The sequence below is a fragment of the Pseudomonas sp. JZ134 genome (genome assembly GCF_051027695.1).
Taxonomy (GTDB): Bacteria; Pseudomonadota; Gammaproteobacteria; order Pseudomonadales; family Pseudomonadaceae; genus Chryseomonas; species Chryseomonas luteola.
Genome location: NZ_CP069250.1, coordinates 3,710,687 through 3,726,818, shown reverse-complemented (window position 1 = coordinate 3,726,818; position 16,132 = coordinate 3,710,687). Strand labels below are relative to the sequence as shown.

Genomic DNA, 16,132 nt, shown 5'->3' with positions numbered 1-16,132 from the left:
CCCTCCTACGAGGGGCTTTTTTATTGTCTGCAAATAAATGTACAGATAGAGGAAACACCTGACGCCCGCGGTGTGTCGCAATAAAAGAACCACACTGGGATTGATCTCATGCGTATACATCATCTTAACTGCGGTTGTATGTGTCCGTGGGGCGGTGCGCTTTTTGATGGATTTAGCAAAGGCCTGACAGGACATCTTGTTTGTCATTGTCTGTTGATTGAGACAGACAACGATGGCCTTGTCTTGGTTGATACAGGGTTTGGTGCCCGTGATGTTCATGCACCGCACAAGCGTCTTAGCAGATTTTTCATTGGGTTCAACAATATCCAGTTTGAGATGCGTTATACCGCTATCGAGCAAATTCGGCTGCTTGGATTCCAGGCCAGCGATGTACGCCATATTGTGCTTACCCATCTGGACTTCGACCATGCGGGTGGTCTGGAGGATTTTCCAGACGCCACGGTTCATGTGCTAGAGCGTGAGATAAGTATGGCCCGTTTGCCTCATGGCTATATAGGCAAGCGACGCTACCGTTTTCATCAATGGGACCAGGTAAGGCGCTGGGAACTATATGAGCCTCAAGGCGAGGCATGGTATGGCTTTTCTGCAGTTCGGGATTTGAAAGGTCTGCCTCCAGAAATTCTCATGATTCCATTGGCAGGCCATACTTGGGGGCATGCGGGGATTGCCATTCAGACACCGACAGGTTGGTTGCTTCACGCTGGTGATGCTTACTTTTATCGTGAAGAAGTCGGGCAGCCGAAGCGTTCCTGTACGCCAGGTTTGCGTTTTTATCAAACGATGATGGAAGTTAACCGAGAGCTACGTCTGCGTAATCAGCAGCGGCTGCGTGAGCTTTCGTTGACACATAAGAGTGAGGTGGAGCTTTTTTGCAGTCATGATGCAAAGGAGTTGGAGCGCTGCCAGCAAAGTAGGCCGACAGAGCTCCAAGTTGTAGATGCAAAGCCTACTAACCTATAAAGGTTAGTAGGGGGCATCACGCTCGGTCACGCTCCAGCAATGGTTGCAGAAACCGTCCGGTATGCGAGGCTGGATTCTCGGCTACGTCTTCTGGTGTACCTGTCGCGATGATCTGACCGCCCTTCGAGCCGCCTTCAGGTCCTAGGTCCACCAGCCAGTCTGCCGTCTTGATAACATCCAGGTTATGCTCGATCACTACGACGGTATTGCCGTGGTCACGTAGGCGGTGAAGTACGTCAAGCAATTGCTGGATATCCGCAAAGTGAAGACCGGTTGTGGGCTCGTCAAGGATATAGAGTGTCTTGCCTGTATCACGCTTGGATAGCTCTCGAGCCAGTTTGACACGCTGTGCTTCTCCACCAGAGAGCGTGGTTGCGCTTTGGCCTAGGCGGATATACGACAGGCCGACATCCATCAGGGTTTGAAGCTTACGCGCCAGGGCAGGCACTGCATCAAAGAACTCACGCGCTTCTTCGATGGTCATGTCCAACACCTCTGTGATGGTCTTACCCTTGTATTTGACCTCAAGTGTTTCACGGTTATAGCGCTTGCCTTTACAGACATCGCATGACACATAAATGTCGGGCAAGAAGTGCATCTCTACCTTGATAACGCCATCACCCTGACATGCCTCACAGCGGCCACCTTTCACGTTAAAGGAGAAGCGGCCCGGCCCGTATCCTCTGGAGCGCGCCTCTGGCACACCCGCGAACAGCTCACGTATGGGTGTGAAAATGCCCGTATAAGTCGCCGGGTTTGATCGAGGAGTGCGTCCAATAGGGCTTTGGTCGATATCGACAACTTTGTCGATATGCTGCAGGCCATCGAACGAATCATAGGGTGCTACTTCCAGCGTAGTGGCGCCGTTGAGTGCGGTAGCTGTAATAGGGAACAGGGTATTATTGATGAGGGTTGACTTGCCTGAGCCTGAAACACCTGTAATGCATGTGAACAAGCCTACTGGAATACGCAGCTCAACGTTCTGTAGGTTATTGCCGCGGGCACCTTTAATGACCAGTTCTTTCTTCTTGTCACGCTTGGTGCGCTCGGCAGGCACGACGATTTTCTTTCGTCCTGAAAGATACATACCCGTTACGGACTCTGGGTGTGCCATGACTTCTGCCGGTGTACCTTGGGCAATGATCTGGCCACCGTGTACGCCTGCCCCTGGGCCAATATCTACAACATAATCGGCAAGGCGGATTGCATCCTCATCGTGCTCTACGACGATGACAGTATTACCCAGGTTACGCAGGTGCGTAAGTGTTCCTAACAGGCGTTCGTTGTCCCGTTGATGCAGGCCAATAGAAGGCTCATCAAGAATGTACATGACCCCGACAAGGCCTGCGCCAATCTGGCTGGCGAGGCGAATACGTTGAGCCTCGCCCCCGGAAAGTGTGTCGGCGCTGCGGTCCAGGGTGAGGTAGTCCAGTCCTACATTGACCAGGAACTGCAAGCGCTCGCGGATTTCCTTGAGAATCTTGTCTGCGATCTGGCCTTTATGTCCGGCCAGGGTCAGGTCCGCAAAGTAGCTGGTTGCATCTCCTACCGGTAAGCGCGTCACGGCAGGTAGCGTTTTGTCCCCGACCCATACGTGACGTGACTCACGGCGCAGACGTGTACCATTACACTCCGAACACGGCTGTGTGCTCAGGTATTTGGCCAACTCGTCCCGTACGCTTTGTGATTCGGTTTCACGATAGCGTCGCTCCAGATTCGGTAGAATGCCTTCGAATGGGTGAGAGCGCTTGACAATGTCTCCGCGATCGTTGAGATAGCGAAACTCTACGCCCTCACGACCAGAGCCGTTGAGCACCGCTTTCTGATGGTTGGCGCTGAGGTTCTTAAAGGGTTCTTCAAGGCTGAAGCCGTAATGGGCTGCGAGTGAACCCAGCATTTGGAAGTAATAGACGTTGCGGCGATCCCACCCGCGTACGGCCCCTTCTGCCAGGGAAAGCTCGCTATTTACAACCCGGCGTGCATCGAAAAACTGCCTAACGCCTAGGCCGTCACAGGTAGGGCAGGCACCGGCCGGGTTGTTGAACGAGAATAGCTTGGGCTCAAGCTCGCCGATGGAGAATCCGCAAATCGGGCAGGAGAAGCGAGCTGAAAAGAGCACTTCTCCACCGTCCTCGCCCTCCAAGGGAGCGATTACAGCAATATCATCGGCCAGTTTAAGCGCTGTCTCAAACGATTCTGCCAAGCGCTGCTGGATGTCGCCGCGTACTTTAAAGCGATCGACCACGATTTCGATGGTGTGCTTTTTTTGCTTGTCTAGCTTGGGCAGGTCGTCTAATTCGTACAGGCGACCATCTACCCGGGCACGAACAAAGCCCTGCGCACGCATCTCTTCGAAGATAGCCTGATGCTCACCCTTGCGCTCACGGATGACAGGAGCCAGCAACATAAGGCGGCGACCTTCCGGCATGCTGACGACCTGATCGACCATCTGACTGACGGTCTGTGCTTCCAGAGGCACGTCGTGATCGGGACACCGTGGCGTGCCTACACGCGCGTAAAGCAGGCGCAGGTAATCGTAGATCTCGGTGATAGTCCCTACCGTTGAGCGAGGGTTGTGCGAGGTAGACTTCTGCTCAATGGAAATCGCAGGTGATAAGCCTTCTATGCTATCGACCTCAGGCTTTTCCATCATTGACAGGAATTGGCGAGCGTAAGCCGATAATGATTCGACGTAGCGGCGCTGCCCTTCGGCATAAAGCGTATCGAATGCCAGAGACGATTTGCCCGAGCCGGACAAGCCTGTAATGACGATGAGCTGATCGCGGGGTAGGGTAAGGTCGAAATTTTTTAGATTGTGGGTTCGCGCCCCACGGATAAGGATCTTATCCACGTATGTTATGGCCTCGCTTGGCGGGCATCTGAGAACCCGCAATTGTACGACGTCGGCCGGGTGCGCGTCGAAACGTCGCGCCTGTGCCGGACAGGTCAAGACTGGTAAAATTGTGAGTGTTCTTCAGCAGTAATTGCCGCGTTGCCAAATTGGCAACGGTACAGCCAAGGGACAGCATGTCTGGGGTATAAGTCGGCATGCTTGGGCTTCGTCCCGCTTTCCTATATGTGGTCATTCTTTCGCTATTTTTAAAGTTATCCGGCACGATGAATTTTGAGGTGCCGACAAGAGGAGTATTCATGCACGATAAGCTCAGCGACCGCATGAGCGCTTTAGAGCGCCGCGCGGCGGTCGGACTGGCCCTTGTGTTTGCCTTTCGCATGCTTGGTATGTTCATGGTGTTACCGGTGCTGGCCACCTATGGTCAGGAGCTGGCAGATGCGACGCCAGCCCTCATCGGTTTGGCAATCGGTGCTTATGGTTTGACCCAGGCTGTACTGCAAATTCCCTTCGGTACGCTTTCTGATCGTATTGGTCGGCGGCCGGTTATCATTGCCGGCCTGCTGGTGTTTGCTGCAGGTGCTGCAGTGGCTGCTAATGCGCACAGCATATGGGGTGTTATTCTGGGTCGTGTCATTCAAGGGGGCGGAGCTATTTCTGCCGCTGTGATGGCACTGCTGTCCGATCTGACTCGCGAACAGCATCGTACGAAGGCCATGGCTACCATTGGAATGAGTATTGGCGTGTCCTTTGCAATTGCAATGGTGTCCGGTCCTCTGCTGACGCGCTCGTTTGGTTTGTCAGGTCTCTTCTGGGCGACTTCTGCGCTGGCGCTGATTGGACTCCTGTTGATTCTTTTCCTCGTGCCCAAGGGGTCGCGCGTCATGCAACATCGCGAGTCCAGTGTTGCCAAACAGGCATTGGGCAAAACGTTGCGCAACAAGGATCTTTTGCGGCTGGACCTTGGCATTGGCGTATTGCATGCCGTGCTGATGTCCAGCTTTGTAGCGCTGCCATTGGCGCTGGCTGAGCATGCCGGGTTGCCCAAGGAGCAGCACTGGTGGGTTTATCTGACTGCCTTGGTCGTAGGGTTCTTTGCCATGGTGCCCTTTATCATCTATGGCGAAAAGAAGCGGCAGATGAAGCGGGTGCTCGTGGGCGCTATTGCGGTACTGGCTTTGTGTGAGCTGTTTTTCTTTGCCTTTGATGAAAGTCTGACGGCACTGGTAATTGGCATCGTTGTATTCTTTGCTGCCTTTAATCTGTTGGAAGCTTCACTGCCCTCGCTAGTAAGCAAGGTGGCCCCTGCTGGAGGAAAGGGGACGGCAATGGGCATCTATTCCACCAGTCAGTTTCTGGGTTCGGCGGTCGGTGGCATTTTAGGTGGCTGGCTGTTCCAGCATGGAGGGTTGAATACCGTTTTTCTAGGGTGTGCGGCGCTTTGTGTCGTTTGGCTGCTAATAGCTGTTACGATGCGCGAACCCCCTTATGTCACCAGTCTGCGCATGCCGTTGGTGCCATCCGTTGCCCAGGATGCGGCATTGACTGATAGGCTAATGGCTTTGCCCGGCGTTACCGACGCGGTAGTCGTAGCGGAAGAAGCTGCGGTCTACGTTAAAATAGATACCAAACAGGTCAATCGTGAGGCCTTGGAGCGGTTGGTAAATCCCGCGGCGGCAGCTCATTGATTGATGAAGATTTCAGGAGAAGTAAATGGCTCGTGGTGTTAATAAAGTAATCCTGGTCGGGAACGTCGGCGGCGACCCGGAAACTCGTTATATGCCCAATGGCAATGCAGTGACCAATGTCACGTTGGCAACCAGTGATAGCTGGAAAGACAAGCAGACCGGCCAGCAGCAAGAGCGTACCGAGTGGCACCGCGTGGTTTTCTTTGGCAAGTTGGCTGAAATTGCCGGGGAATACCTGCGTAAAGGCTCACAGGTCTATGTGGAAGGTAGCTTGCGCACCCGTAAGTGGCAGGGCCAGGACGGACAGGACCGCTATACCACCGAAATCGTGGTGGATATCAACGGTACCATGCAGCTCCTGGGCGGCCGTGGTGGCGCGTCTGCTGGTGGTGGAGATGAGTACAATCAGACTCAACAGGCGCCTCGGGCACCTCGTCCCCAGCAAGCTGCGGCGCCTCAGCGTGAAAACCGTCCGGCACCTGCGCCACAGCAGCCGGCACCAGACTACGACAGCTTTGATGACGATATCCCGTTCTGATACGTATTGAGCTGGTTCTGAACGAAAAGCCCGACTTGAAAGAGTTGGGCTTTTTTATTTTTACCGCTCAAGACGTGTGTTTCAGTTATTCCTGTTCGAGCCGATTTTTAAGGCTGCTTGTCCTTGTATTGGTGGATTGGCCTGGAAACAATAAAAACACTTTCATCTGTAGGATGTCTTTTCCTCTTTGCCCAGCGTCTATTGGTAACAGCCTCGCTGAAGAGGCACAACGGAGCTAACGAAGCCTCACTATGACTTTATTCGGCAAACCTCTGCGTCATTTGTGGGCCCATGATAAGGCCAGCTACAGTGTTCGTGTGTTTGTCGCCCTGACAGGGGCTATGGCCGTATGCTGGTATCTAGGGGATCTACGCTCCATTTCTCCTGTCTTTCTCGGAATTATTGCCAGTGCCCTGGCTGAGACCGATGACAATTGGCTGGGACGACTGAAGTCCCTGCTGGTAACGCTGGTCTGCTTTGCCATCGCTGCGTTTTCTGTGGAGATGCTGTTCCCTTATCCTTGGATCTTTGTCTGCGGGCTGGCGCTGGCTACATTCTTGTTGACGTTGCTGGGCGCGCTTGGCGAGCGGTATGGCTCAATAGCCCAAGCAACAGTGATCTTGTCCATCTACGGAATGATCGGTGTGGATCAGCGGCTTGGAGGCGAGGTACCGATCTGGCATGAGCCCGCGCTTTTGTTGGCGGGCGCCACGTGGTACGGCTTTCTATCGGTGCTATGGTGTGCCTTGTTTGCACATCAGCCGGTGCGGCAGCACTTAGCAGCTTTGTATTATGAACTGGGTCTCTTTCTACGCTACAAGGCTGATCTGCTTGAGCCGGTGCGTCAGGTAGATCTCCATGAGCGCCGCTTGAAACTGGCGCAGCAGAATGGGCGTGTTGTCGATGCACTGAACAAGGCCAAGGCCACTATTCTGATTCGCTTTGGCCGCTCAGGTAGACCAGGCGTACGTTCGGGGTTCTATTTCAAGCTCTATTTCATGGCTCAGGATATTCACGAGCGGGCCAGCTCTTCCCATTATCCTTATAGCGCATTGACCGAGGCGTTTTTCCATAGCGATGTGCTGTTTCGTTGCCAGCGCTTGCTGAGTCTGCAGGCAAAGGCTTGTGCCTTGCTAGGTGAGGCTACTCGATTGCGTCAGCCCTTTGAGTATGGCCAGCAGAGTCATCAGGCTATGGCTGATCTGCACGCATCAATCGAACACCTCAAACAGCAGAACAACCCCCGTTGGCGTGGACTGTTACGTTCTCTGGATTCGTTATCCACCAATCTGACGACTCTGGAGCGCCAGCTTTCCAATGCCAGCCAGCCTGATGTCAATATAGGAGAGTTGGATACCAGTCTGCTTGATCCAACGCCGCGCTCCCTCAGGGACATGTTGCAACGTATACGGCTGCAACTTACGCCAACATCGCTTCTGTTTCGCCATGGGCTGAGAATGGCTATTGCTCTGGCTGCCGGCTATGGCATCTTGCATCTGATTCACCCGAACTACGGCTATTGGATATTGCTCACGACTGTTTTCGTATGCCGTCCAAATTATGGCGCTACGCGGGTACGTCTGGTTCAACGAATAGTGGGTACCGTCATAGGTCTATTGTTGGGAAATGCCTTGCTGCAGCTTTTTGGCAGTACCGAGGCTCAGCTGTCGTTGGCGGTTATCGCAGGTACGGTCTTTTTCGTGACCCGGACCGATCGATATACCATCGCCACAGCGGCTATCACGGTCATGGTGCTGTTCTGCTTCAACCAGGTGGGCGATGGTTTCGGACTGATCTGGCCGCGTCTGATCGATACCCTTATCGGTTGCCTAATTGCGGTATTGGCTGTCTTCTTTATCTTGCCCGACTGGCAGGGAAGACGCTTGCATCAGGTGATGGCCAACACACTGCTGACCAGCAATAACTACCTGCGTAGCGTCATCGACCAGTATCGCCACGGCAAGCGGGATGATCTGAATTACCGGGTGGCGCGGCGTAACGTACACAACGCAGACGCGACGTTATCGGCAGCACTGGCTAACATGTTGCGAGAGCCTGGGCATTTTCGCCGTAATTTAGAGGCAGGGTTTCGCTTTCTGGCGTTATCCAATACCTTGTTGGGTTATCTCTCAGCATTAGGGGCTCACCGTATACAGCTGGCTGAGCATCCCGTAGATGTCCTGATTGAAAAAGCCATGGACCGCTTGAGCGCAGGGCTGCTTGAAATAGCCCAAGCGCTCAATGAGCGGCGTTCTTTGGTGCCTACGGCAGAAGAAGAAAATGCCTTGGCTGATGAGCTGGAGCAGTTTCCGGATGATCTTGACGATGGGCATCGTCTGGTACTGACCCAATTGGCCTTGATCAGCCGTCTGCTACCCAATCTCAAGAGCGCAGCGGCCTATGTGCTACGTGCACCAAAAGAAAATACCGAAGATGAGACAACCGTTGAGGCTGTCCCATCCTGACGCGGATGACGAAAGCTTCCGCTATGCTGCACAATGATGACCCTGTCGGCGTGCCTGTTTTCAGGCACGCCATTTATGATTAGATTTTGGAAGATACCCGAACTCCATGCGCATGCGCCTCATGCTGTTGGGCGGCGGTAATGCCCTGGGTCAGGCGCTGATCCGTCTGGGTGCTGAAGAAGATATTCACTTTCTTGCACCTCGTCCGCCAGCGCAGGGCTGGAATGCCAGCCACCTGACTCAGTTGCTTGATGACACCCGTCCCGATGTAATCATCAACCTGGCCTATTATTTCGACTGGTTTCAGGCCGAGCACGTCGATGATGACCAGCTCTCTCGGCAGGCCAGTGCTATCGAGCGGCTGGCTGAACTCTGCCAACATTACTCAATTGCCTTGATACAGCCCTCCAGCTACCGTGTTTTCGATGGGAGTAGAGCGAGTGCGTATAGCGAGAAAGATGAGCCCAATCCTCTTGGTGTTCGCGGACAGGCGCTATTGACTATAGAGCAAACAGTACGTGCCTTGTGCCCCCAGCATGTTCTGTTGCGATTGGGATGGCTTCTGGATGAAAGCCCGCAAGGTGAGCTGGACCGTTTCCTGTCGCGGGCTGAGGTAGGGCAATTGATGCCGCTTGCTGATGACCGTCGTGGAAGCCCAACCCCTGTCGATGACGCCGGGCGGGTTATCCTAGCCGTCATCAAGCAACTGGATTGCAGTGCTCCTCTGTGGGGGACCTATCATTACGGCGGTATTGAGGCTGTTACTCAATTGACGCTGGGACAGGCGATTATTGCCGAGGCCCTGACTCTGCACGGGATGCCAGAGCCGAACCTTGAGCCAAGAGCTCATGGCGCGACTCTTGATGCTTCTGAAGAGCCGCAAAATGCAGTGTTAGCTTGCAGAAAGATTTTGAACACGTTTGGCGTCAAGCCGCGTAACTGGCGTAGCGGAATGTCCGCTTTGCTGGACCGTTATTATCGGCAAACAGGAAGTCGCCATGACTGAGCAACCTATTCTCATAACGGGCGGAGCCGGGTTCATTGGCTCTCATCTGGTTGATGTGCTACTAGCCAAAGGCAAACGTGTCCGGGTACTGGACGATTTCTCTACCGGTAAACGGGACAATCTCCCAGCAGATAATGCTTGGTTGGAAATCATTCAAGGGGACGTGGCCGATACCGATACGGTCCACCAAGCGATGACAGGTTGCTGTGCTGTTGTGCATTTGGCAGCTGTCGCCTCGGTTCAGGCGTCGGTAGACAACCCAGTTAGTACACATCAGAGCAATTTTATAGGCACGTTGAATGTCTGCGAAGCCATGCGCAAGCATCATGTTCGCCGTGTGGTTTTTGCTTCAAGTGCTGCGGTATATGGGCCGAACGGAGAAGGGCAGGCCATTGCCGAGGAAACGCCCAAGGCGCCGCTTACGCCCTATGCAGCTGATAAGCTGGCTGGCGAGTATTACTTTGATTTCTACCGCCGTGAGCACGCTCTGGAGCCGGTCGTCTTCCGGTTCTTCAATATATATGGCCCTCGGCAGGATCCGTCTTCACCATACTCGGGGGTCATCAGTATTTTTACGGATCGAGCACGTCAGGGAGAGCCAATAACCGTTTACGGCGATGGCGAGCAGACCCGCGATTTTGTATATGTGGGCGATCTGGTAGGGCTTATTGTCCAAGGTCTTGAAAGCGCTGAACCCGTGGTTGGGCCTGTCAACGTAGGACACGGCCAAGTCGTTAGCCTGAATCAATTGTTACAGGAAGTTGGCGACTTAGTAGGCGGTCTTCCCAAGATCACACATGCAGCAACACGCGCAGGTGATATCCGTCATTCAAAAGCAGATAACTCGCGTCTCAAGGCATATTTCACTTTTGATCACGTTACGTCTATGCGTGAGGGGCTGAGCCTGTTGTTAAAGACAGACAGCTAACCATGGCGCCCCATAAAAAAGCCCCGTCAACCGGGGCTTTTTTATTTGAAATAGATAATGGAATCTATTCGTTCTGTGTATCAATAGGGGCTGGCGTAGGGACTGGAGTCGACTGTGTTCTATCGATTTCCTGCTGGATCTGCTCTTCAACTGAGCCAGGTGCTGGCGGTTGATCAGCCGGCTGCTGAGGTTGTTGTTGAGCGGGCTGGTCCGCTGGGCTGGAAGTCTCTGGAGCAGCGGTTTGACCGTCTGTGCCCATGATTTCCTGCTCCCGGGTAACACCCGGTTTGAAGTCGCCGGCGAGGCCTACAAGATGATCGCTGTCATCGAAAACCAGGCTCACACGCTCCTGCTGGCGCTGACCGCCACCCGGCTGCATGCTATAGAGATAATCCCAGCGATTAGCGTGAAAAGTATCGGTAATCAGGGGGCTCCCCATGATAAACCTTACTTGTCGTCGGGTCATTCCTGGGCGAAGCTGGTCTATCATGTCCTGCGTGACAACGTTGCCCTGCTGGATATCAATTTTGTAGACCCCCGGAAAAGAACATCCGGCGAGCGTGGCGAGGCTCAGAAAGGTAAGCCCGGTCAGCGTTAGCTTGAGGTTTTGCATCGGGGGAAGACTTCCACTATCTTGCTAGGCAATGAACTCTGATCATACCTGCATTCCGAAGTGCTGCGAAGCGTTCGAAGCCGAGAAAGAACATGGTTGAAAATAACGAGCTCCGTAAAGCCGGGCTAAAAGTGACTCTTCCAAGGGTCAAGATCCTGCAAATGCTGGATTCCGCCGGTCAGCGCCATATGAGTGCTGAAGATGTATACAAGGCGTTAATGGAGGCCGGCGAGGATGTCGGACTCGCTACTGTTTATCGTGTATTGACCCAGTTTGAAGCCGCTGGACTGGTGGATCGCCACAATTTCGATGGCGGTCATGCCGTGTTTGAGCTGGCGGATACGGGACATCATGATCATATGGTGTGTGTAGACTCAGGCGAGGTCATCGAGTTCACCGATGCCTCAATCGAAAAGCGCCAGCGTGAGATTGTTGAGGAGCACGGCTATGAGCTGGTCGATCACAATCTTGTGCTGTACGTCAAAAAAAGAAAATAAGCCTTGCTGCGCAATAAAAAACAGCGGCCTTTGCCGCTGTTTTTGTTTCGTCTTAACGCTGTTATTTCGCTGTAACCATCTTTTTGGCATGCGCAAGGGATTCGCGCGTTAGGTCGATGCCCCCTAGCATGCGGGCCACTTCCTCAATGCGGCGCTGTTTGTCGAGTATCGCAACCGCCGTCCGTGTTTCACTGACGCCACGCTCCTTGTGAACAAAGAGGTGGTGATGTCCCTGAGCCGCTACTTGTGGCAGGTGAGTAACGGTTAAAACCTGTCCATCTTCGCCGAGGCGTCGTAGCAATTGACCTACAATTTCAGCGGTAGGCCCGCCGATCCCTACATCCACTTCGTCGAATACAAGCGTAGGGACGCGTGACGTCTGGGCTGTGATGACCTGAATGGCCAAGCTGATACGAGACAGCTCGCCTCCTGACGCTACCTTAGCCAGAGTTTTCAACGGCTGACCAGGGTTTGCGCTTACGCGAAACTCCACCGTTTCTTGACCGTAAGGTTGCAGGTCGTCTGAGGGTTCAGGCTGTAGCGTAATAGAGAAACGACCACCAGGCATGCCGAGGCGCTGCATCTCTGTCTCTACGGCTGCCGCCAACTCGGGCGCACGGGTTTGTCGCCGTTCGCTCAGTTCATTGGCCTTTTCTTGATAATGACGTGCATACGCTGCCAGCTCTTCCTGGAGGCGCTCAACCGCTGCATCATCAGCATTAAGCGACTCGAGCTCACTCTGAAGCTGTGTCTGCAAGTGAACAAGTTCTTCGGGCTGTACGCGATGTTTACGCGCCATGGTGTAGATGGCATCCAGGCGCTCCTGTACTACCTGTTGGCGCTCTGGATCGGCCTCGAAGTTATCGATAAAGCGGTTGAGTTCGGACACGGCTTCTTCGATCTGTATCTGCGCCGAACCAATTAGGTTTGTCGCTTCCTCCAGCGGTTTGGGCGCATGACTGAATCCGCCCAGGCGGTGAGTGCTTGTGTTCAGGGCCGACAGGACGTTGCCGCCTTCACCCTCACTGCATAGGTCGATGACCTGACGACAGGCAACAAGAAGCTGCTCTGCGCTGGCTAGTGTCTTCTGCTCCTGTTCAAGTGCTTCGATTTCCCCTTCGCTCAAAGCGAGATTTGCCAGCTCTTCAAGCTGGTAACTCAGCAACTGATAGCGAGCTCGTTGTTCTTCACTGCTACTCGACAGTCGCTCAAGGGTTTGCTTGGTCTGGCGCCACCGCTGTGAAGCCAGCTGTACCTGGCGTGCCAGCTCTTTTGCCTCGGCAAATTCATCCAGCAAGCGGCGATGGGTATCCGTTTTCAGCAGTGACTGATGTTCATGCTGGCTATGGATGTCGATGAGCAGGCTGCCCAATGCCTTAAGGTCCCCTTGAGGGCAGGGCGACCCGTTGATGTAGGCCCGCGAGCGACCTTCGGCTGTAATAACACGGCGCAAAATACACAACCCATCATTATCAAGGTCTCGCTCGGCCAGCCAGCTTTGCGCCTCGGGGATGCGTTTCAGATCAAAGGTGGCCAGGATGTCCGCCTTGTCAGCGCCAGGGCGTACTACGCCGCTATCTGCCCTGTCGCCCATGGTAAGGCCGAGCGCATCGAGCATGATCGATTTGCCGGCGCCCGTTTCGCCGGTAATCACTGTCATGCCACGCTCAAGTTCAAGATCGAGATGTTCAACAATCGCGTAATTACGGACGGACAGATGCACCAACATGTGGGTGGGCTCCGAAATCTGTTGATCTGGTTATTTATTCAGTGGTGTTCATTTATACAGTTTTTCTTTTCGTTCTGGCAATAAGCTCAACCCTTGAAGCTTTAAATGCCGGCCCCATATAGCGGGCAGAACCGCAGGCTTTGCAGCGCTTTATATGGTGCCTCGCCTGCCAACTGATTCGACAGGAGGACGACATGGCTGACGAACAAAATCCAGATATTCAAAAGCCTGAAACCAATCAAGACGCCCAGGCTTCTCAGGGAGATGACCTGGCTGCTCGCGTAGCGTCATTGGAAGAGCAGCTAGCGGCTGCACAAGATCAGATGCTGCGTAGCGCAGCTGAGTTGCAGAACGTCCGTCGCCGCGCTGAGCAGGATGTCGAGAAAGCGCACAAGTTTGCCTTGGAAAAGTTCGCGGGCGACCTATTGGCTGTGATCGATAGCCTTGAGCGTGGTCTTGAGATGTCGGATGCCAACAACGAGGCGCTGCGCCCTATGCGTGAAGGCATGGAGCTGACGCTCAAGGTTTTCCAGGACACGCTCAAGCGTTACCAGGTAGAGGTTATTGATCCGCATGGTGCGCCCTTTAATCCAGAGCATCACCAGGCTATGGCAATGGAGGAAAGTGCCAATGTCGAGCCGGGCAGTGTGCTGAAAGTTTTCCAGAAGGGCTATTCCATCAATGGACGCCTGTTGCGTCCGGCCATGGTGGTTGTCAGCAAGGCGCCTTCGAGTCAGCAGCCGACAATTAACGAAAAGGCTTGAAATAATCTGCTCGATCCCCATTTGGTGAAACAACCGAGCAAAAAAGATCCGCAGACGGATCGCACGGAATCAAGATTTCTGGAGAGTGAACATGGGTAAGATCATTGGTATCGACCTGGGGACGACCAACTCCTGCGTGGCCATCCTCGAAAACGGCAATGTAAAGGTGCTTGAGAACGCTGAAGGCGCTCGCACCACGCCGTCTATTATTGCCTACACCAACGATGGCGAAACACTGGTAGGTCAGCCTGCTAAGCGTCAGGCGGTGACTAACCCGCAAAACACGCTGTACGCCGTCAAGCGTCTGATCGGCCGCCGCTTCGAAGAGAATGTGGTACAGAAAGATATCCAGATGGTGCCTTACAGCATCGTCAAGGCAGACAATGGTGATGCGTGGGTAGAAGTGAAGGGCCAGAAGATGGCTCCTCCGCAGATTTCTGCCGAAGTGCTGAAGAAGATGAAGAAAACCGCCGAGGATTACCTGGGCGAGACAGTAAGCGAAGCGGTAATTACCGTTCCGGCCTACTTCAATGATAGCCAGCGTCAGGCTACCAAGGATGCCGGTCGTATCGCAGGCTTGGATGTTAAGCGAATCATCAACGAGCCGACGGCTGCTGCGCTGGCGTATGGCCTGGACAAGGCCAAGGGCGACCACACCGTTATCGTGTACGATCTGGGTGGCGGTACCTTCGACGTGTCCGTGATTGAAATCGCGGAAGTGGATGGGGAACACCAGTTCGAAGTACTGGCGACCAATGGTGATACCTTCCTGGGTGGTGAAGACTTCGATATTCGTCTGATCGACTATCTGGTAGACGAATTCAAAAAAGAAAGCGGCATCAACCTCAAGGGTGATCCGCTGGCTATGCAGCGTCTGAAAGAAGCTGCTGAGAAAGCCAAGATCGAGCTTTCTTCGGCTCAACAGACTGATGTGAACCTGCCGTACATTACCGCAGACGCAACAGGTCCCAAGCACCTGAACGTGAAGATCTCCCGTGCCAAGCTGGAGTCGCTGGTTGAGGACTTGGTCGAGCGCACCATCGAGCCCTGCCGCACGGCACTGAAGGATGCCGGTATCGATGTGTCCAGCATCGATGAGGTGATCCTGGTTGGTGGTCAGACGCGTATGCCTCTGGTTCAGAAACGCGTAGCTGAGTTCTTTGGCAAAGAAGCACGTAAAGATGTCAATCCTGACGAAGCGGTAGCTATCGGCGCTGCGATTCAGGGTGCCGTACTGGCAGGTGACGTTAAAGATGTTCTGCTGCTGGACGTAAGTCCGCTGACGCTGGGCATCGAAACCATGGGCGGCGTGATGACTCCGCTGATCGAGAAAAACACTACGATTCCAACCAAGAAGTCGCAGGTGTTCTCGACGGCAGATGATAACCAGAGCGCTGTGACTATTCATGTGCTGCAGGGTGAGCGTAAGCAGGCTGCACAGAACAAGTCCCTGGGTAAGTTTGACCTGGCTGAGATTCCGCCAGCACCCCGTGGCGTACCGCAGATCGAGGTCACATTCGATATTGATGCCAACGGCATTCTGCATGTGTCTGCCAAGGACAAGGCCACTGGTAAGCAGCAGTCCATTGTCATCAAGGCGTCTTCTGGTCTTTCCGAAGAAGAGATCCAGCAGATGGTTCGTGATGCCGAGGCCAATGCTGATGAGGACCGTAAGTTCGAAGAGCTGGTAACTGCACGTAACCAGGGCGATGCGCTGGCGCACGGCACGCGCAAGATGCTTACCGAAGCGGGTGACAAGGCGAGCGCTGACGAAAAAGCGGCCATCGAAAAAGCGCTTGGTGAGCTTGAAGCAGCGGTGAAGGGTGATGACAAGGAGGCCATCGAGGCCAAGATGAACGCTTTGTCTCAGGCTTCTGCTCCGTTGGCTCAGAAGATGTATGCTGAGCAGCCTGCTCCAAATGCAGAAGGCGCAGCCAAGGCAGATACCAACAGCGACAAGCCTGCCGGCGATGACGTTGTGGATGCCGAGTTCGAAGAGGTCAAGGACAATAAGTAAGCCTCGCGCTTGCTTGAGCCCCGGCAGGTTACTTGACCTGCCTGATCCGCTGCGC

General features: G+C 54.0%; 13 protein-coding genes. 9 read left to right on the top strand and 4 right to left on the bottom strand.

Going from position 1 to position 16,132, the window contains the following annotated elements:
* Positions 1 to 108: 108 nt before the first annotated feature.
* Positions 109 to 981 carry an MBL fold metallo-hydrolase gene (locus tag JQR86_RS17280; RefSeq protein WP_074829504.1) on the top strand — a complete coding sequence of 291 codons (873 nt, stop codon included), beginning with the start codon at positions 109 to 111 and terminating at the stop codon, positions 979 to 981.
* Between the two features lie 16 nt (positions 982 to 997).
* Here JQR86_RS17280 and uvrA read toward each other — a convergent pair whose 3' ends face one another.
* Positions 998 to 3,832: an excinuclease ABC subunit UvrA gene (gene uvrA / locus JQR86_RS17275; RefSeq protein WP_074829503.1), complete on the bottom strand. Its 2,835-nt coding sequence runs from the start codon at positions 3,830 to 3,832 to the stop codon at positions 998 to 1,000.
* Positions 3,825 to 4,031 (bottom strand): hypothetical protein, encoded by a 207-nt coding sequence (locus JQR86_RS17270; protein ID WP_434153961.1) that lies wholly within the window; start codon positions 4,029 to 4,031, stop codon positions 3,825 to 3,827. The genes uvrA and JQR86_RS17270 overlap by 8 nt, the downstream gene beginning before the upstream one ends.
* 100 nt (positions 4,032 to 4,131) lie before the next feature.
* Here JQR86_RS17270 and JQR86_RS17265 point away from each other — a divergent pair, with 100 nt between their 5' ends.
* The 5 genes from JQR86_RS17265 to JQR86_RS17245 all read left to right on the top strand — a co-directional run bounded on the left by JQR86_RS17265 (position 4,132) and on the right by JQR86_RS17245 (position 10,457).
* Positions 4,132 to 5,520: an MFS transporter gene (locus JQR86_RS17265; protein ID WP_434153960.1), complete on the top strand. Its 1,389-nt coding sequence runs from the start codon at positions 4,132 to 4,134 to the stop codon at positions 5,518 to 5,520.
* A gap of 25 nt (positions 5,521 to 5,545) precedes the next feature.
* The gene (ssb, locus tag JQR86_RS17260; protein WP_019366098.1) at positions 5,546 to 6,058 is read left to right on the top strand and encodes a single-stranded DNA-binding protein; all 513 of its coding nucleotides are present in this window, start codon (positions 5,546 to 5,548) and stop codon (positions 6,056 to 6,058) included.
* A gap of 251 nt (positions 6,059 to 6,309) precedes the next feature.
* On the top strand, positions 6,310 to 8,523 hold the full coding sequence (gene yccS / locus JQR86_RS17255; RefSeq protein ID WP_434153959.1) for a YccS family putative transporter: 2,214 nt from the start codon (positions 6,310 to 6,312) through the stop codon (positions 8,521 to 8,523).
* Positions 8,524 to 8,629: 106 nt separating this feature from the next.
* Positions 8,630 to 9,529: a sugar nucleotide-binding protein gene (locus JQR86_RS17250; protein WP_010796788.1), complete on the top strand. Its 900-nt coding sequence runs from the start codon at positions 8,630 to 8,632 to the stop codon at positions 9,527 to 9,529.
* Complete coding sequence (locus JQR86_RS17245; RefSeq protein ID WP_150348169.1) at positions 9,522 to 10,457, top strand: NAD-dependent epimerase/dehydratase family protein; 936 nt, start codon at positions 9,522 to 9,524, stop codon at positions 10,455 to 10,457. Before JQR86_RS17250 ends, JQR86_RS17245 begins: the two co-directional genes overlap by 8 nt.
* A gap of 64 nt (positions 10,458 to 10,521) precedes the next feature.
* Here JQR86_RS17245 and JQR86_RS17240 read toward each other — a convergent pair whose 3' ends face one another.
* Positions 10,522 to 11,070, bottom strand: coding sequence for an outer membrane protein assembly factor BamE (locus JQR86_RS17240; RefSeq protein ID WP_434153958.1), 549 nt, complete (start codon positions 11,068 to 11,070; stop codon positions 10,522 to 10,524).
* 92 nt (positions 11,071 to 11,162) lie between these two features.
* Between JQR86_RS17240 and fur the strand changes: the two genes are divergently transcribed.
* Positions 11,163 to 11,567 (top strand): ferric iron uptake transcriptional regulator, encoded by a 405-nt coding sequence (gene fur, locus JQR86_RS17235; protein ID WP_010796791.1) that lies wholly within the window; start codon positions 11,163 to 11,165, stop codon positions 11,565 to 11,567.
* A 61-nt stretch (positions 11,568 to 11,628) separates the two neighbouring features.
* Here fur and recN read toward each other — a convergent pair whose 3' ends face one another.
* Positions 11,629 to 13,296, bottom strand: coding sequence for a DNA repair protein RecN (gene recN / locus JQR86_RS17230; protein WP_010796792.1), 1,668 nt, complete (start codon positions 13,294 to 13,296; stop codon positions 11,629 to 11,631).
* A gap of 194 nt (positions 13,297 to 13,490) precedes the next feature.
* On the opposite strand from recN, the gene grpE reads away from it, so the two are divergent.
* Positions 13,491 to 14,060, top strand: coding sequence for a nucleotide exchange factor GrpE (gene grpE, locus JQR86_RS17225; RefSeq protein WP_010796793.1), 570 nt, complete (start codon positions 13,491 to 13,493; stop codon positions 14,058 to 14,060).
* Between the two features lie 91 nt (positions 14,061 to 14,151).
* Entirely contained in the window at positions 14,152 to 16,077 is a 1,926-nt protein-coding gene (gene dnaK / locus JQR86_RS17220; RefSeq protein WP_010796794.1) for a molecular chaperone DnaK, read from the top strand.
* The last annotated feature ends 55 nt before the right edge of the window (positions 16,078 to 16,132 follow it).

Coding starts and splice junctions, on each gene's coding strand:
- JQR86_RS17280 (WP_074829504.1), top strand. CDS start 109: ATGCGTATACATCATCTTAACTGCGGTTGTATGTGTCCGTGGGGCGGT.
- JQR86_RS17270 (WP_434153961.1), bottom strand. CDS start 4,031: ATGCCGACTTATACCCCAGACATGCTGTCCCTTGGCTGTACCGTTGCC.
- JQR86_RS17265 (WP_434153960.1), top strand. CDS start 4,132: ATGCACGATAAGCTCAGCGACCGCATGAGCGCTTTAGAGCGCCGCGCG.
- ssb (WP_019366098.1), top strand. CDS start 5,546: ATGGCTCGTGGTGTTAATAAAGTAATCCTGGTCGGGAACGTCGGCGGC.
- yccS (WP_434153959.1), top strand. CDS start 6,310: ATGACTTTATTCGGCAAACCTCTGCGTCATTTGTGGGCCCATGATAAG.
- JQR86_RS17250 (WP_010796788.1), top strand. CDS start 8,630: ATGCGCATGCGCCTCATGCTGTTGGGCGGCGGTAATGCCCTGGGTCAG.
- JQR86_RS17245 (WP_150348169.1), top strand. CDS start 9,522: ATGACTGAGCAACCTATTCTCATAACGGGCGGAGCCGGGTTCATTGGC.
- JQR86_RS17240 (WP_434153958.1), bottom strand. CDS start 11,070: ATGCAAAACCTCAAGCTAACGCTGACCGGGCTTACCTTTCTGAGCCTC.
- fur (WP_010796791.1), top strand. CDS start 11,163: ATGGTTGAAAATAACGAGCTCCGTAAAGCCGGGCTAAAAGTGACTCTT.
- recN (WP_010796792.1), bottom strand. CDS start 13,296: ATGTTGGTGCATCTGTCCGTCCGTAATTACGCGATTGTTGAACATCTC.
- grpE (WP_010796793.1), top strand. CDS start 13,491: ATGGCTGACGAACAAAATCCAGATATTCAAAAGCCTGAAACCAATCAA.
- dnaK (WP_010796794.1), top strand. CDS start 14,152: ATGGGTAAGATCATTGGTATCGACCTGGGGACGACCAACTCCTGCGTG.